Origin of the sequence: Corynebacterium sp. KPL1824, assembly GCF_000478095.1 — a bacterium.
Taxonomy (GTDB): domain Bacteria; phylum Actinomycetota; class Actinomycetes; order Mycobacteriales; family Mycobacteriaceae; genus Corynebacterium; species Corynebacterium accolens.
In genome coordinates this window covers 342,253-356,514 of record NZ_KI515750.1, presented here as the reverse complement: position 1 = coordinate 356,514, position 14,262 = coordinate 342,253, and the positions used below count along the sequence as shown (strand labels likewise).

Annotated in this window: 14 protein-coding genes; 10 read left to right on the top strand and 4 right to left on the bottom strand. The window is 60.3% G+C overall.

The window, feature by feature from the left end; genetic code table 11:
* A complete protein-coding gene (locus HMPREF1267_RS07995; RefSeq protein ID WP_023028911.1) occupies nucleotides 1–825 on the bottom strand; it encodes a PhzF family phenazine biosynthesis protein in 825 nt (274 codons plus the stop codon).
* A gap of 66 nt (nucleotides 826–891) precedes the next feature.
* Here HMPREF1267_RS07995 and HMPREF1267_RS07990 point away from each other — a divergent pair, with 66 nt between their 5' ends.
* From HMPREF1267_RS07990 to HMPREF1267_RS07975, 4 genes are read left to right on the top strand one after another with little or no spacing between them, the layout of a single operon-like run.
* Nucleotides 892–2,073, top strand: a complete 1,182-nt coding sequence (locus HMPREF1267_RS07990) for a sensor histidine kinase (protein WP_005278739.1) — start codon at nucleotides 892–894, stop codon at nucleotides 2,071–2,073.
* Nucleotides 2,066–2,827 carry a response regulator transcription factor gene (locus tag HMPREF1267_RS07985; protein WP_005283584.1) on the top strand — a complete coding sequence of 254 codons (762 nt, stop codon included), beginning with the start codon at nucleotides 2,066–2,068 and terminating at the stop codon, nucleotides 2,825–2,827. Before HMPREF1267_RS07990 ends, HMPREF1267_RS07985 begins: the two co-directional genes overlap by 8 nt.
* Nucleotides 2,828–2,886: 59 nt before the next feature.
* On the top strand, nucleotides 2,887–3,786 hold the full coding sequence (locus HMPREF1267_RS07980) for an ABC transporter ATP-binding protein (RefSeq protein WP_023028910.1): 900 nt from the start codon (nucleotides 2,887–2,889) through the stop codon (nucleotides 3,784–3,786).
* Between the two features lie 37 nt (nucleotides 3,787–3,823).
* Nucleotides 3,824–4,561, top strand: coding sequence for an ABC transporter permease (locus HMPREF1267_RS07975; protein ID WP_023028909.1), 738 nt, complete (start codon nucleotides 3,824–3,826; stop codon nucleotides 4,559–4,561).
* 22 nt (nucleotides 4,562–4,583) lie between these two features.
* Here the strand turns inward: HMPREF1267_RS07975 and yaaA are convergent, their stop codons facing one another.
* Nucleotides 4,584–5,306 carry a peroxide stress protein YaaA gene (yaaA, locus tag HMPREF1267_RS07970; protein WP_023028908.1) on the bottom strand — a complete coding sequence of 241 codons (723 nt, stop codon included), beginning with the start codon at nucleotides 5,304–5,306 and terminating at the stop codon, nucleotides 4,584–4,586.
* Between the two features lie 30 nt (nucleotides 5,307–5,336).
* On the opposite strand from yaaA, the gene HMPREF1267_RS07965 reads away from it, so the two are divergent.
* Together HMPREF1267_RS07965 and HMPREF1267_RS07960 are read left to right on the top strand one after the other, a co-directional pair.
* The gene (locus HMPREF1267_RS07965) at nucleotides 5,337–7,106 is read left to right on the top strand and encodes a proline--tRNA ligase (RefSeq protein WP_034654255.1); all 1,770 of its coding nucleotides are present in this window, start codon (nucleotides 5,337–5,339) and stop codon (nucleotides 7,104–7,106) included.
* A 59-nt stretch (nucleotides 7,107–7,165) separates the two neighbouring features.
* The gene (locus tag HMPREF1267_RS07960) at nucleotides 7,166–7,528 is read left to right on the top strand and encodes a hypothetical protein (RefSeq protein ID WP_005283569.1); all 363 of its coding nucleotides are present in this window, start codon (nucleotides 7,166–7,168) and stop codon (nucleotides 7,526–7,528) included.
* Between the two features lie 127 nt (nucleotides 7,529–7,655).
* On the opposite strand, the gene HMPREF1267_RS07955 is transcribed toward HMPREF1267_RS07960, so the two are convergent.
* Both HMPREF1267_RS07955 and HMPREF1267_RS07950 read right to left on the bottom strand, forming a co-directional pair.
* Nucleotides 7,656–7,985 (bottom strand): transglycosylase family protein, encoded by a 330-nt coding sequence (locus HMPREF1267_RS07955; protein WP_005278755.1) that lies wholly within the window; start codon nucleotides 7,983–7,985, stop codon nucleotides 7,656–7,658.
* Nucleotides 7,986–8,163: 178 nt separating this feature from the next.
* A complete protein-coding gene (locus HMPREF1267_RS07950) occupies nucleotides 8,164–9,012 on the bottom strand; it encodes a DUF4439 domain-containing protein (protein ID WP_023028907.1) in 849 nt (282 codons plus the stop codon).
* Nucleotides 9,013–9,050: 38 nt separating this feature from the next.
* Between HMPREF1267_RS07950 and rimP the strand changes: the two genes are divergently transcribed.
* The 4 genes from rimP (at nucleotide 9,051) to infB (ending at nucleotide 14,055) form a co-directional block, all read left to right on the top strand.
* Entirely contained in the window at nucleotides 9,051–9,590 is a 540-nt protein-coding gene (rimP, locus tag HMPREF1267_RS07945) for a ribosome maturation factor RimP (RefSeq protein ID WP_034658273.1), read from the top strand.
* A gap of 23 nt (nucleotides 9,591–9,613) precedes the next feature.
* The gene (nusA, locus tag HMPREF1267_RS07940) at nucleotides 9,614–10,630 is read left to right on the top strand and encodes a transcription termination factor NusA (protein ID WP_005278763.1); all 1,017 of its coding nucleotides are present in this window, start codon (nucleotides 9,614–9,616) and stop codon (nucleotides 10,628–10,630) included.
* 84 nt (nucleotides 10,631–10,714) lie between these two features.
* The gene (locus HMPREF1267_RS07935) at nucleotides 10,715–11,077 is read left to right on the top strand and encodes a YlxR family protein (RefSeq protein ID WP_005278765.1); all 363 of its coding nucleotides are present in this window, start codon (nucleotides 10,715–10,717) and stop codon (nucleotides 11,075–11,077) included.
* 107 nt (nucleotides 11,078–11,184) lie between these two features.
* A complete protein-coding gene (gene infB, locus HMPREF1267_RS07930; RefSeq protein ID WP_023028905.1) occupies nucleotides 11,185–14,055 on the top strand; it encodes a translation initiation factor IF-2 in 2,871 nt (956 codons plus the stop codon).
* The last annotated feature ends 207 nt before the right edge of the window (nucleotides 14,056–14,262 follow it).

The following is a 14,262-nucleotide window of genomic DNA, read 5'->3' as shown; positions in this document are numbered from 1 at the left end:
TTAGACCTCCAATTGTCCTTGCACGCGGATGTGGACGCGGCCGCCGACCCAAATATCGGTGCCGTCATCGTGAATAAAGACCTCGCCGTCTCTTCCCAGTTGGCTGCCCTGGCAGGCGGTGTAGCGGGCGGAGACGAGGCCTCGCGAGCGCATGAATTGCGCGGCACCGCCGTTGAAGGAACCGGTGACAGGATCCTCGAATTCTGCGGTAAATGCGCGCACTTCATAGGCAGCGGAATCCCTACCCGCGGTGGTATCCAGCATGCCCACCACGCCCACCTTGGGGCGAGTGGCGGCGGGCTGAACCGCGCGCACGGCCGCGGCATCGCGCAGCTGTATAAGCCGCCAACCAGGCCCATTGTCCACCCAAGCGGAATCGATGACATCTTCTTCTGTGATATTCAATCCCGCGCAGGCCTCTGCCAGTTCGGCACTGCTTAATGGCCCGCCCGCGCGCAGCGGAGGGGTGGCAAAAGAATAAATACCTGCGTTCTCGCGCACGGAGACCAACCCCACCCCGCATTCCTGCACTATGGTGCCCTCCTTCTGCGGTTCATTGCCGAGCGCCCGCCAGACGGCGGCGCTGCCCAAAGTGGGGTGGCCGGCGAAGTCGAATTCCTCGTGCGGGGTAAAAATGCGCACGCGATAGTCCGCCGCGGGATCGGTGGGCTGGAGCAAGAACGTGGTTTCAGAAAAGTTGGTCCAGTGCGCGATGGCCTGCATCTGCTGTCTCGAGAGCCCATCGGCATGGGCCACGACCGCGAGCGGGTTACCGGAAAACGCCGAGGTGGCAAAGACATCGACTTCAAAGAACTGGAATTGCATGCCAGCCAGTCTAGTCAGCCCTGAGGATGAGGACGGCAGGCTGGCTTCTGCGCTAGCCTTGCCCTTATGTCTAAGCTTTGGCCGGATCGTCTGCGCGATTGGATTGGCCCGCCGTGGCGAATCATCATCCCCGTGTTCTTCGGCGTGCTCTTGCCCAATGCCGCGAACTTTTTGCACACCGATTCACCCTTCCAGGCCATCGTCGCGGTCTTGTACACCGTCGGCATTCCGCTGGCGCTGTGGCTGCATCCCAAGCTGCAAGAAAAGTCCATTTTCTTCATCGCCGGCACCATGACGCTGTGCATTTTCACGCCCTTGGCCTCCCTGGAGAACTTCCACGCCCCGATTTTCGCCTACACGGCTTTTCTCATCGGCACGCACTCGCGCAAGCGCTTGCGCTATATCTGGCTTGCCTGGATTGCCCTGGGCTCGCTGGCGGGAACCACCGCAAGCCTATTTGGGGAAAAGGTCTTCGCGGGCAGCGATATCGGCTTGGGCGATGCGACCATGAGCCCGCTGCTTGTCTATGCTGGCACGGTCCTGCTCGGCTGGCCGGTCCTCGGCTTTTTCTACCTGCTCGGCACCAATAACCGGAAGCGCCGGGAGGGCCAACAGCTGCTCATCGAGCGCGCGGAGATGGCCGGCGCCGTGGAGCGCAATCGCATCGCCCGCGAGATGCATGACATCGTCGCCCACAATCTCGCCGGCGTCATCGCGCTTGCCGATGGCGCCCGGTTCGCCGCCGCCAAAGACCCCAAGGTAGCAACGGAGGCACTCGATACCATCGCCTCTACTTCCCGCGAATCCTTAAAACAGATGCGCAGCCTGCTTTCCGTCTTGCGCGAAGAAGACGCGCGCGGGGAAACCAAGGCCCCAGGCACCTCAGACATCGCAGGTCTGTTTTCGGAAGCCCGGCGCGCCGGCTTCGATATCACCGTCTACGGCATGGAAAAGCTACCCGCCGATAGCGATGAGCTCTATCAATTCACCATCTACCGCATCGTGCAGGAGATGCTGACCAATATGCTCAAATACTCCAGCCAAAATAGGGGAACCCTGCGCTTTCGCAGCGATAGGTCGGCGCTTGTTATCGAGGGGCACAACCCCATGGCGCAGCCGGACGAGGACCACAGCCCAGGCTATGGGCTCATCGGGATGAAAGAGCGCGTGAAGGCCTATGGTGGCAGTGTGTCCACCAAGGCCGAGGATGGAACGTTTGCAATCATCGTGGAGGTACCGCATGTCTAATCCGGAACAGGAATCTGAGCCCATTCGCATTGCGCTTGTCGATGACCAACCGCTCCTGCGCGCCGGGTTCGCCATGCTGATCGGCTCGCAGGAGGATATGAGCGTGGTCTGGCAGGCCTCCGATGGCGATGAGGTACTGGACCTAGCCCGGCAAGAGCCCGTCGATATCATCCTCATGGACGTGCAAATGGCGCGGGTTAACGGCATTGCGGCCACGGAGGAAGTGCTCCCTGAATTCCCGGAGACCAAGGTCATCATGCTGACTACCTTTGATGATCACAACTTTGTCCACGGTGCAATCTCTGCAGGGGCATCGGGATTTTTGCTCAAAGACGTCGAGCCCGAAGAGCTGCTCTCAGCCATTCGCACCGTGCACTCGGGCGAGGCCGTGCTTTCGCCGCGCATTACCGCCCAGGTGCTCCAACAAGTCCGCAGCGAGGAGGGTGGGGACAGTAGGAAGGCGCACTCGGCTTCGCACACCGCCGCGGCTGCACAGCCAGGCGCCACCACCGCTACGGCCCCGCCGTCCGCGGAACTTACCCCGCGCGAGATGGATATTTTAAGGCTCATGGCGCTGGGGTATTCGAATACCGAAATATCCGAAGAGGAGTTTGTCTCCATGGCAACGGTCAAGACCCACGTGCGCCACGTGCTGACCAAGACTGGGTCCCGCGACCGCGTCCAAGCCGTGCTGTATGCCTATACCCATGGCGTGGTCACCGTAGAAGAACTGCTTTCTCATCCCCAGGGATGAACGGCTAAATCCGCCTCGAGGATGGTTACTTCGCGCCGGGAAAGCGCCAGGATAAAACCATGCTCACAGTCACACAGCTTTCCAAGAAATACGGTTCCTTTACAGCAGTAGACAACCTTTCCTTCGAGGTTCCCGATGGCCAAGTCACCGGGTTCTTAGGGCCCAATGGTTCCGGCAAATCCACCACGATGCGCATGTGCGTGGGGCTAGAAAATCCCACCTCCGGCACCGCCACATTCGATGGCACCCCATTTCGCGAACTACCCGATCCCGCCTCCACGGTGGGCACCCTGCTCGATGCCAACTGGTTCCACCCCGGCCGCAGTGCTCGCGCGCACCTGGGCTATATGGCAGCACTCCAGGGAGTATCGATGAACCACGTCGATGACACCCTGGAGCGAGTCGGGCTCGGAAAGGTGGCGAAAAAGCGCATCGGGGGCTATTCGCTTGGCATGAAGCAGCGCCTGGGCCTCGCCTGCGCCATGATGGGACAGCCCAAGCACTTGCTTCTCGATGAACCCGTCAACGGCCTGGACCCTGAAGGCGTGCACTGGATGCGCGACCGCATCCGGGAATTCGCCGCCGGGGGATGCACCGTGCTGGTGTCGTCCCACCTGCTCTCAGAAATGCAGCTCACGGCGGACCGCCTAGTGGTCATCGGCAAGGGCAAGCTCGTTGGTGAAGGAACGGTAGAAGAATTTGTCAATGCCTCTGGTGCCTCCACCGTGGAGGTCGTGGTGGATCAACCAGAAGAACTGGCCCGCCTGCTGCACGATTCGCAGGCAGAGACCTCCTTTGATGGGGAGGTTCTGCGCATTACCGGCCTAGACCGCGACGAGGTCGGCCAATTGTGCTTTGACCACCGCATCCGTATCAGCAGCCTTGAGGTGAAGCACCCCTCCTTGGAAGACGCCTTCCTCGGTGCTACCGCAGACCACCTGGATTACCGCTCCGCATAACCCTCGTTATCCGTTATCGAAAGGCAGAGTACGAGCCATGAACACCATCGTTTCCGAATCCCGCAAGATATTTTCCCTGCGCTCAACGTGGGTCTACCTCGCTATCATCACCGTTGGGCTAACAGCCGCCAACGTGCTGATGGGGGCTATCCGCACTGACGACAGCGCCCTCCAATCCTCCGACCTAGCCATCGGCGCCATCTTCGCCGTGGTCATCATGATCTTTTCCTCGGCCACGCTCGTCGGCGGCGACCTCCAAAAAGGCACCGTCGCCTGGAGCTACCTATCTACCAACCGGCGCATGCGGGTGCTCTCGAGCCAAATACTCGTTATCACCGTGGCCAACGTCGCCGCGGCGGCCCTGGCGGGCATACTCGGAATGTTATTTAACGCTGCGCTCGGCAGCTCGTATGACTTCTCCAGCTTCGTGCACTACCCGGATAATGCGGTGTTCCTTTTCACCTTCGTGGAATACATCGTCTATACCCTGCTGGCTACAGGCCTGGCATATATCCTGCGCAGCGGCACCTTTGCAGCCATGCTGCTCATTATTGAGTACTTCGTCATCGAAAGCGTGCTGACTTCAATGGATATGGGCTGGGCCAAATACATCCTGCAGATTTTGCCCGATGCCAACCTGCGCACCTTCTTCCAAGGCCAAGACACCTTCGGCCTTATGGCCCCGCAATGGGCATCCGGCGTCATTGTCTTGGCCATGGTGGTAGCGGTCCTCGGCGGGGCCGCAGCCGTCCAGCGCCGCCGCGCCGTGGTCTAGGCTCCCCGCAGGCGCTCGCGCGTTACGGGGATACGACGAGGGTAAGTTCCCGTGAGCCGTGCGGTGGTTCCTCCACCGTCATGCCGGCCGCGCGGGCGATAGCGGCGACATCGGCGGCGCTGAAGGCATCGGCAGGCGAAAGCGCCAGCTCCCGGGCCAGCAGGCCCTTGTATTGCTTGTTAAAGTGGCTGACCACCTTGCGCGAGCCATCTGGTTGCACGCTTTCTACCCGCACCGTCACCGCCGAAGGCAGCCGGCCCAATTGCTGGTAGGTGCCCGAGCGGAGATCCACAACCAGCTCGTCGATGTTTTCTAGCGCCTGCGTTATCTGCTTGCCCCAAAAAGACTTCATGGTGTGACCGTCCAGTTTGGAACCGCCCGATAAGCGGTAATGGGGGATGGGGTCGTCCGCGCGCAGGAGGCCGAAGAGGGCATCGCCAATAGCAAGGCGGCTCCACGAGGGAAGGGTGGACGCCGAAAGTGCATCAAAAAGCACGCCAGTATAGCGCTCCACCGCTGGCATGGTGGGGGTGGTAAAAAGCTGACTATTGGATTCGGCCTCACCGCGCAGCTTCTCCGAGAGCTTCAGCGCGACCATCGCCTCATCAACGGGAAGAGACTGCAGCTCAGCGGCTATTTCGCGCCGCGTATCGGTAAGTTCTGGAAAAGATAGGTTGGCAAAATCAAGCGGCTTTCCGGTGCCGCCATGGGCCTTGGTTTCTGAAGGAGGGAGGACAATGAGCATATAGCTAGGGTAGCGATGTATATTTTGACCATGATTACCCGCCTTTCTGAACTATTTCTCCGCACCCTTCGTGAGGACCCAGCCGATGCCGAGGTCCCCAGCCACAAGCTGCTGGTGCGTGCCGGTTATGTGCGCCGCGTCGCGCCGGGCATCTACACCTGGCTGCCGTTGGGTCTGCGCACCCTGCGCAAGATCGAAGACGTAGTACGCCAAGAAATGGATGCCATTGGCGGGCAAGAAATGCTTTTCCCGGCCCTGCTGCCGCGCGAGCCCTATGAAAAGACCAACCGGTGGGTGGAATACGGCCCCAACCTATTCCGCCTGCAGGACCGCAAGAATGCCGACTTGCTGCTCGGGCCAACACACGAGGAAATGTTCGCCAACGCCGTAAAGGACATGTACTCCTCGTACAAGGATTTCCCAGTCACCTTGTATCAGATTCAGACGAAGTACCGCGATGAGGAACGACCCCGCGCCGGGGTGCTGCGCGGGCGCGAGTTCGTGATGAAGGATTCCTACTCCTTCGATATGAACGATGAGGGGCTTGATTCCTCCTATGCCCGCCACCGCAAGGCATATCAGAATGTTTTTGACCGCTTGGAAATCGATTACGCCATTTGTAAGGCCACCTCTGGCGCGATGGGCGGGTCCGCCTCCGAGGAGTTCTTGGCGCTTTCTGAGGTGGGCGAAGACCTCTTCGTGCGCTCCACCGAGGGCGATTATGCGGCCAATGTAGAGGCGGTCGTGACCCAAGCGTCCCCAGAAAAAGATATTGCGGGCCAGCCCGCGGCGAAGGAATACCGTACCCCGGATGCCGCCACCATTGAAGCGCTTGTGCACTGGGCGAAGACCGAGGACATCGCCGTCGACGGCCATGAGGTCCGAGCCGCCGATATCCTTAAATGCGTCATGGTGGAGGTAACCCACCCAGCGCTAGAGGAATCTGCAGAGAAGAAGGAATTGGCGGCCGTGTTGATTCCGGGCGACCGCGAATTGGATCCCAAGCGCCTCGAGGCGGCCTTGGAACCGGCAGAGTTCACCCTGGCCAGCGATAAGATTTTTGCGCAATACGATTTCTTGGAGCAGGGCTTTGTGGGCCCGCGCGCGCTGAACTCCAATGGCGTGAAGGTCTTTGCCGATCCCCGCGTGGTCAAGGGCTCTTCCTGGATCACCGGCGCGGATGCGCAAAACTGCTACGTCGTGGGCTGCGTGGCCGGCCGCGATTTCCACGTCGATGAGTTTGTGGAAGCAGCAGAGGTGAAAGAGGGCGATCCCGCACCGGATAACCAGGGCACATTGGCCTTGCAGCGCGGCATCGAGCTGGGTCATATCTTCCAGTTGGGCCGCAAGTACACCGAGGCCTTTGACGTGCAAATCCTCGATGAAAACGGCAAGCGCGCCATCCCCACGATGGGCTCTTATGGCATCGGCATCTCCCGCATGCTGGCCGTGCTGGCAGAACAACGCCACGATGATAAGGGCCTGAATTGGCCGGTGGCGGTAGCGCCGTACCAGGTGCACGTGGCGGTGGCGAATAAGGATGCCGCGGCCATGGAGGCCGGCGATAAGCTGGTAGAAGAGCTATCCCAGGCGGGCCTTGAGGTGCTTTTCGATGACCGCCCCAAGGTCTCCCCGGGCGTGAAGTTCAAGGACGCAGAGCTACTCGGCATGCCGTTTGTGGCCATCGTGGGCCGCGCTTTCAAAGACGGCATCATCGAGCTGCGCATCCGCGGCCAAGAAACGCTGGAGGTACCTGCGGATGAGATCGTGGACAAACTCCTCGAGTTGGTGCGAGCTTAACTTAAAGCACCGCGCTAAAGCCCGGCGCCTATAAGTACCGGCAGGGTAGCGTAGGAAGCATGAGACTTAATAAAAACGTGCTCCCCACAGCCCTTATCACGATGGGCACGCTGCATTTCCTGCGCGCCAAAACCTTCGAATCCATTGTGCCGCCACAGCTGCCGGGCTCGCCGCGGTTGTATAACTTCGCCTCCGGCGCCTGGGAGATAGCTACCGGTTATTTGCTCACCGATCGCGCCACCCGCGAATCCGGCGGCGCCTCTGCCGCGGCGCTATTTCTTGCCGTGTGGCCGGCGAATATGTACCACGCCTGGATCGAGCGCGATGCGCGATGGCCGAAGAAGCTGTATCACATCATTCGCCTGCCGCTGCAGATTCCGTTGATTCGCTACGCATGGAAGATCGCGCAGGGTAGGGCATAAAACCTAAAAAGAACCGACTCCCCAATTTTCCCGGGAAATAGATCCCAAGTGGAAAATGGGGGAGTCGGCTGCTTGCGTGATGCCGCGCTCAAGGCGGCATCACGCTACCGCTGTATAAGGAAGCCGATTAGCCGGCCACGGGGCCGCCGCAATTAGGCCATGCGCCAGCTCCCTGGGTGGCAAGGACGTTTTCAGCGATTTCAATCTGCTGTTCCTTGGTAGCTTGATCAGCGGTGGGCGCGTACTGGGTGCCGCCGCTACCAGCCCAGGTTTGCTGCGAGAACTGCAGTCCGCCGTGGTAGCCGTTGCCGGTGTTGATATGCCAGTCACCGCCGGACTCGCACGCGGCGACCTGGTCCCACGCGCTTTCCGGGGCGGCGTTGGCGGCAGGGGCGGCAATGCCCGCGATGCCCAACGTAGCTGCTGCCATAGTGAGCAAGGTCTTCTTAGTACGCATTGAGAAAGCACTCCTTCTCATTGTTTTGGCTCGTGGAATCTCCAACAAGCACGTAATCCACCAAATTACGTAGGGTCCGGAGGCATTAGCAATGAATATCGGCCTATAACTCGCTGATTTTTCACTGCCCGCCGGCCAGTGAATCTTCAGGCTGGGGGGTATCAGGCAACGCTGGGCGCTATGCGGCCTGGGATTCGGCGGCGATGCCGATAAGCCAGTTCAGCCACTCCTGGTTTGGGCTTTCCTGTTGCGCTGCGGCCACTGCGGCAGCGTGCCACTTATCCGCGTCCTGCTCCATCAAGGTATCCAGGAATGCGGCAGCGGAATCCGCATCGCTGGGAAGCGTTGTTCCACCGGAAGAATAAGCAGGCTCAGGCTGTGGAACCTCGCCGTTTTGGCTAATCGCCTCCTGCAGCTGGTCGATGCGGTGGTGATGGAGGCTTAAGAGCTTATCGATGCGCCCCTCGGCAGCAGGATCGCTATAGGCCCGCGCGAAATCCAGCCCAAAGACCTGCTCGTATTCCCACTGCAGCAAATCGGTGGCGCTTTCGCGCTGGGGTTGGGAGAGCGTGGGGATGTCGGGGGCATCGCCAGGCAGCCAGGCATTGAGCGTAATGGCCTGTTGGGTAACTATCGGCCGCGACTCAGAACTGACCTCATCGGCGGCTTCCGTGGTGGCCGAGGCGGCCTCCTCTAGCACCTGGGAGGAATCTGTGGCAGGAGGTGCCTGCGTGGGCCGTTCCACCTCACAGCTGTGCGGGACATTGCCTTGGTCATCGGTGCCGCAGAGGCGCGCAATTTCCGCAAACAGCGCATCGGCCTGGGAGCTGCGCATATTCGCGGCTTCATCGTCGATACCTTGGAGGGCGAGTCCATCGCTCGCGGCGGCCACGGCGAGGCGCTCGAGTGCGTCTTCTGGGCGCGGGCCAAAATAGTCGACGACGGAATCGACTGCGGAACAACCCGCAAGAGCGGGCAGGGCGGCAGTCGAGGCTACACAGGTTAAAGCAATACGTCGGCGGTTCACCCAAAAGACTGTACCTCGAAGGACGTAGGCTAGTGGGCATGGCTTTCCCAGATGCACAACAATTAACTGATTTGCTCCAACCTCGCCTTGCAGCCCGCGGGCTCGACGTGGAGGATATTAAAACCACCAAGGCGGGAAAGAAATCACAGGTCATCATCCGCATCGATGGTGATAAGCGGCCTAGCTCCGATGTCTTGGAAGAGGTCTCCGACGATATTTCGGCCTTCTTCGATGAGAAAGAGGAAACGGGTGAGCTGAATTTTGGCGCCGGATATACCTTGGAGGTATCCACCCCAGGCGTGGATCTGCCGCTGACCGCACCGCGCCACTGGCGCCGCAATCAGGGGCGGAAGGTGACCTTTAATCGCGGCGATGACAAGAGCCATACCGCGCGCATCGGTGCGCTCAACGCGGCCGAAGATGCCGTTGTCCTTATCACCTCTGAGAAAAACGAGGTGCATACAGAAGTGGAGCGATTGGAAAACATTGCCCACGCAGTGGTAGAAATTGAATTTGCACAGCCATCACAACGTGAGCTAGACGCCGTGCACCAACCATTTGCAGAAGCCGAGAGCTAACCGGCAATCGAGAGGACAGACAAGTGAATATTGATCTTGAGGCACTTCGCACTATCGAATCCGAACGACAGGTCCCCGTCAATGATCTGTTGGAGGCGATTGCGAGTGCCTTGTTGTATTCCTACCTGGATTACCGCGAATCCACCGCGGAGGGTAAGGCCGAAGGCACCAAGTCCCGGGTAGACATCGATACCACCACCGGTGCCGTCAGCGTCATCGTTACTGAGCGCGACCCCGAAACCGGGGAAGTAACCAGTGAATACGATGACACCCCGGATAACTTTGGCCGCGTGGGTGCACGCGCCGTACGCGAAGCGATTTTGCGCAAGCTGCGCGAGGCCGAAGCCGAGCGCACCTTTGATTCCTATTCGGAGCTTAGCGGGCGCGTTGTCAGTGGCATCGTCCAGCGCGATGCGCATGCCAATGCCCGCGGCATCGTCGTGGTCCAGCTCGGCTCTGAACTGGAATCGCAGGACGGCATCCTGCTTCCCGCAGAACAAATCCCCGGGGAAAAGCTGCAGCACGGTGACCGCATCAAGGCTTATGTGGTGGGGGTAAACCGCAATGGCGCCAATGTGCAGATCAACTTGTCCAGGACCCACCCGGAGCTGGTGCGCGGTCTTTTTGAACTGGAAGTTCCGGAAGTTGCGGATGGCAGCGTGGAAATGATCGCCATTGCCCGCGAAGCTGGGCACCGCTCGAAGGTCGCCGTCATCGGTCACGCGAAGGGCCTGAACGCCAAGGGTGCGTGCATCGGCCCGCGCGGCCAGCGCGTGAATAACATCATGCGCCAGCTGGGTGGGGAAAAAATCGACATCATCGATTACAGCGAGGATCCCACCGTGTATGTGGGCAATGCTTTGGCCCCCTCGAAGGTGATCAAGGTGACCGTGCTCGATAGTGAAGAGCAGGTGGCGCGCGTCATCGTCCCTGACTATCAGCTATCCCTTGCCATTGGTAAGGAAGGCCAGAACGCGCGCCTAGCCGCCCGATTGACCGGATGGAAGATCGATATTCATTCAGACGCGGACGCGAATTAAGGAATTGCGGATATATAGCGTAGGCTAGTAAACGGCCCAGATGCAGAAAGGGACATGAAGACGCAGCGAAAGTTAAGGAGTTCGATGTCGCAGACTCAACGGCTTCGTACTTGCATCGCTACGCGTCAACGCATGCCCGATACGGAGTTGCTGCGGGTGGTCATTGATGCCAATGATCCCCACGGCAGCCGTGCGGTGGCGGATCCATTCCGGCGGCTTCCCGGCCGCGGCGCATGGATTAGCCCCACGCTTTCTGCACTCGAGCTAGCTGAGCGCAAACATGCTTTCAAGCGCGCGCTCCGCACGTCCGCATCCGTGGACACAGGTCAGGTACGTAGGTACTTGGAAGCACAGTGCGAAAATGTACAGGGCGAAAAAGTACCGTGTGCGGAACAACCTGCACAAGATTCGTACACACCAGAGTTAAAAAGGAAGACCGAACACTGATGAGCGCACAACGATGAAGCATCAGCGATGAAAGTCCAGAACGTTTAACTAGGAGTCAGGCCAGTTTTTCGCGGCCTTGGCTCCTAGGCGATACCAAGAGGAGACAAGTGCCCGGAAAGCTACGTGTTCACGAGTTGGCAAAACAGCTCGGAGTAACCAGCAAGGAACTGCTCGCCACCCTGAAGGAACAAGGCGAGTTCGTTAAAACCGCATCCTCGACCATCGAACCACCGGTGGTCAAGAAGATGCGTGCTCACTATGAAGCACAGTCCGGTGGCGATGCCACCGAAGGCAAGGCAGACAAAGCTGAGAAGGCTGCCAAGCCCGCTAAGCCCGGCCAGGGCAACGCCAAGAAGCCGGCATCGTCTGCGCCGAAGCCAGGTCAAGGTGCACAGGGCGGCGCGAAATCCGCTGCGCCGAAGCCCGGCGCCCCTAAGCCAGGTGCACAGGCACCGAAGCCATCCGACGCTGCGCCGAAGCCCGGCGCAGGGTCCGCTAAGGCTGCCCCCAAGCCAGGTCAGGCAGCACCAAAGCCAGGCGCTGCCGCTGGAAAGACAGCGCCAAAGCCTGGCCAAGGTGCACCGAAGCCAGGCCAGAACGCGGGTCAAGGCGATGCCAAGAAGTCGGGCGAGCGCCCGACCCCAGGCAACGCCATGCCGCGACCGATGCCTAAGCCCGGCGGATCCCGCCGCGTGGCCAATAACCCATTTTCCACGGGTGGCGGGGACAACCGCCCAGGCCCACGCCCCGGTGGCTCTAAGGGCCAGCGCGGCAACCGCCCCGGCGATAACCGTGGTGGAAAGCGCGGCGGCCGCAACGAAGGCGGTAATAACCGTCAGGGCCAGGATCAGAACCAAGGCCAGGGTGGCGGCGGTGGACGTCGTCCATCGCCTGCCATGATGCCTTCGCATCCGAACCCAGCCTCGATGCCGTCCAAGGCACCGAGCGGTGGCGGACGCGGTGGCCGCGGTCGCGGTGGCCACGGCGGACCTGGTGGTCCAGGTGGCCCAGGTGGCGGTCGTCCCGGCGGCTTCCGCGGTGGACGCGGTGGGCGTCGCGGCGGTACCGCCGGTGCATTCGGCCGTCCAGGTGGCGCACCACGCAAGGGCAAGAAGTCGAAGCGGCAAAAGCGCCATGAGTTTGAAGAGCAGCAGAAGCACGTCGTAGGCGGCGTCCGCTTGCCAGATGGCAAGGGGCAGACCGTCCGCCTGCGCCGCGGCGCTTCGCTGTCTGACTTCGCGGAGAAGATCGGTGCCGATCCAGCAGCATTGGTGCAGGCACTGTTCAACCTGGGTGAGATGGTCACCGCAACCGCATCCGTATCGGAAGATACGCTGCAGCTGCTCGGTGACGAGATCAACTACAAGGTAGAGGTCGTCTCCCCAGAAGACGAGGACCGCGAGCTGCTCGAGTCCTTCGACCTGCAATTCGGCGAGGACGAAGGCGGCGAAGAGGCCCTCGAACATCGCCCTCCAGTCGTCTCCGTCATGGGCCACGTTGACCACGGTAAGACCCGCCTGTTGGATACCATCCGTAAGACCAATGAGGCAGCCGGCGAGGCCGGCGGTATTACCCAGGGAATCGGTGCTTACCAGACCACGGTTGACGTGGATGGCGAGCGCACCATTACCTTCCTGGATACCCCTGGTCACGAGGCCTTTACCGCCATGCGTGCCCGCGGTGCGAAGTCCACCGACTTGGCCATCTTGGTTGTCGCCGCCGATGACGGCGTCATGCCACAGACGGTTGAGGCCATCAACCACGCCAAGGCTGCCGATATCCCGGTTGTCGTGGCCGTGAACAAGGTGGATAAGCCGGAGGCCCAGCCGGAAAAGATCCGTGGCCAGCTCACGGAGTATGGCTTGGTGCCTGAAGAGTACGGCGGCGACACGATGTTCGTGGATATCTCTGCTAAGCAGGGCCAGAACATCGACCAGCTGCTGGAGTCTGTCATCCTGACTGCCGATGCCGCCCTCGAGCTCACGGCTAACCCAGAGATGGATGCCCAGGGCGTGGCCATCGAGGCCCACTTGGACCGCGGTCGCGGCCCGGTGGCTACGGTCATCGTCCAGCGCGGTACGCTGCACGTCGGCGATTCCATCGTGGTAGGCGATGCGCATGGTCGCGTGCGCCGCATGCTCGATGAGTTTGGCGAGGACGTTAAGGAAGCCGGTCCTTCCCGCCCGGTACAGGTACAAGGCCTGTCCGGCGTCCCAGGTGCTGGCGATAACCTGCTCGTGGTCGATGATGACCGCGTGGCCCGCCAGATTGCCAACCAGCGCGATGCTCGTAAGCGTTCTGCTTTGCAGGCAAAGCAGCGCAAGCGCGTATCCCTGGAGGATCTGGACAAGGTATTGCAGGAGACTTCGACCCTCAACCTCATCCTCAAGGGCGACAACGCCGGCTCCGTCGAGGCGCTGGAAGATGCCCTGCTGGATATCAAGACCGAGGACGAAGTCGAGCTCAACATCATCGACCGCGGTGTTGGTGCCGTAACGGAGACCAATATTTCCTTGGCCGCCGCTTCCGATGCCGTCATCATTGCCTTCAACGTTCGCGCGGAAGGCAAGGCTACGGAGATCGCCACCCAAGAGGGCGTGGATATCCGTTACTACACGGTTATCTACAAGGCCATCGAGGAAGTCGAGGCCGCTCTCAAGGGTATGCTCAAGCCGATTTACGAGGAACGCGACACCGGTGCGGCCGAAATCCGCGCCCTGTTCAAGTCCTCCTCGGTGGGTACCATCGCAGGCTGTATGGTCACCGATGGCAAGGTTGTCCGCAACGGCAAGGTTCGCTTGCTTCGCGATAACAACGTCATTACTACCGATGCCAAGATTGAGTCCCTGCGTCACGAGAAGGACGACGCGACCGAGATCAAGGCCGGCTATGAGTGCGGTATGGTGCTGTCCTACCCGGATATCCAGATAGGCGATATCATCCAGGCTTATGAAGAAGTCGAGGTACCGCGCGACTAGTCGCTGCTAGTTTCGGCCCGCTGTGCGTGCCCACCTTGAGGGCCTTTCTCCACGGAGTTTGGCCATTAGGTGCGGCAGGTATCGCGGGCCGTTTCGTGTTTTCGCGTGCGGGATTTTCAAGCGGTTTCCATTGGGTGCGGTGAGTTACTAAACTGGTAGTTTCTGATACCGCGACACGGTAATTTAGGAATAAATTTTTCCCCTTTA

Bases quoted from the DNA above. Each gene is read 5' to 3' on its own strand.
- HMPREF1267_RS07995 (WP_023028911.1), bottom strand. From the start codon at position 825: ATGCAATTCCAGTTCTTTGAAGTCGATGTCTTTGCCACCTCGGCGTTT.
- HMPREF1267_RS07990 (WP_005278739.1), top strand. From the start codon at position 892: ATGTCTAAGCTTTGGCCGGATCGTCTGCGCGATTGGATTGGCCCGCCG.
- HMPREF1267_RS07985 (WP_005283584.1), top strand. From the start codon at position 2,066: ATGTCTAATCCGGAACAGGAATCTGAGCCCATTCGCATTGCGCTTGTC.
- HMPREF1267_RS07980 (WP_023028910.1), top strand. From the start codon at position 2,887: ATGCTCACAGTCACACAGCTTTCCAAGAAATACGGTTCCTTTACAGCA.
- HMPREF1267_RS07975 (WP_023028909.1), top strand. From the start codon at position 3,824: ATGAACACCATCGTTTCCGAATCCCGCAAGATATTTTCCCTGCGCTCA.
- yaaA (WP_023028908.1), bottom strand. From the start codon at position 5,306: ATGCTCATTGTCCTCCCTCCTTCAGAAACCAAGGCCCATGGCGGCACC.
- HMPREF1267_RS07965 (WP_034654255.1), top strand. From the start codon at position 5,337: ATGATTACCCGCCTTTCTGAACTATTTCTCCGCACCCTTCGTGAGGAC.
- HMPREF1267_RS07960 (WP_005283569.1), top strand. From the start codon at position 7,166: ATGAGACTTAATAAAAACGTGCTCCCCACAGCCCTTATCACGATGGGC.
- HMPREF1267_RS07955 (WP_005278755.1), bottom strand. From the start codon at position 7,985: ATGCGTACTAAGAAGACCTTGCTCACTATGGCAGCAGCTACGTTGGGC.
- rimP (WP_034658273.1), top strand. From the start codon at position 9,051: ATGGCTTTCCCAGATGCACAACAATTAACTGATTTGCTCCAACCTCGC.
- HMPREF1267_RS07935 (WP_005278765.1), top strand. From the start codon at position 10,715: ATGTCGCAGACTCAACGGCTTCGTACTTGCATCGCTACGCGTCAACGC.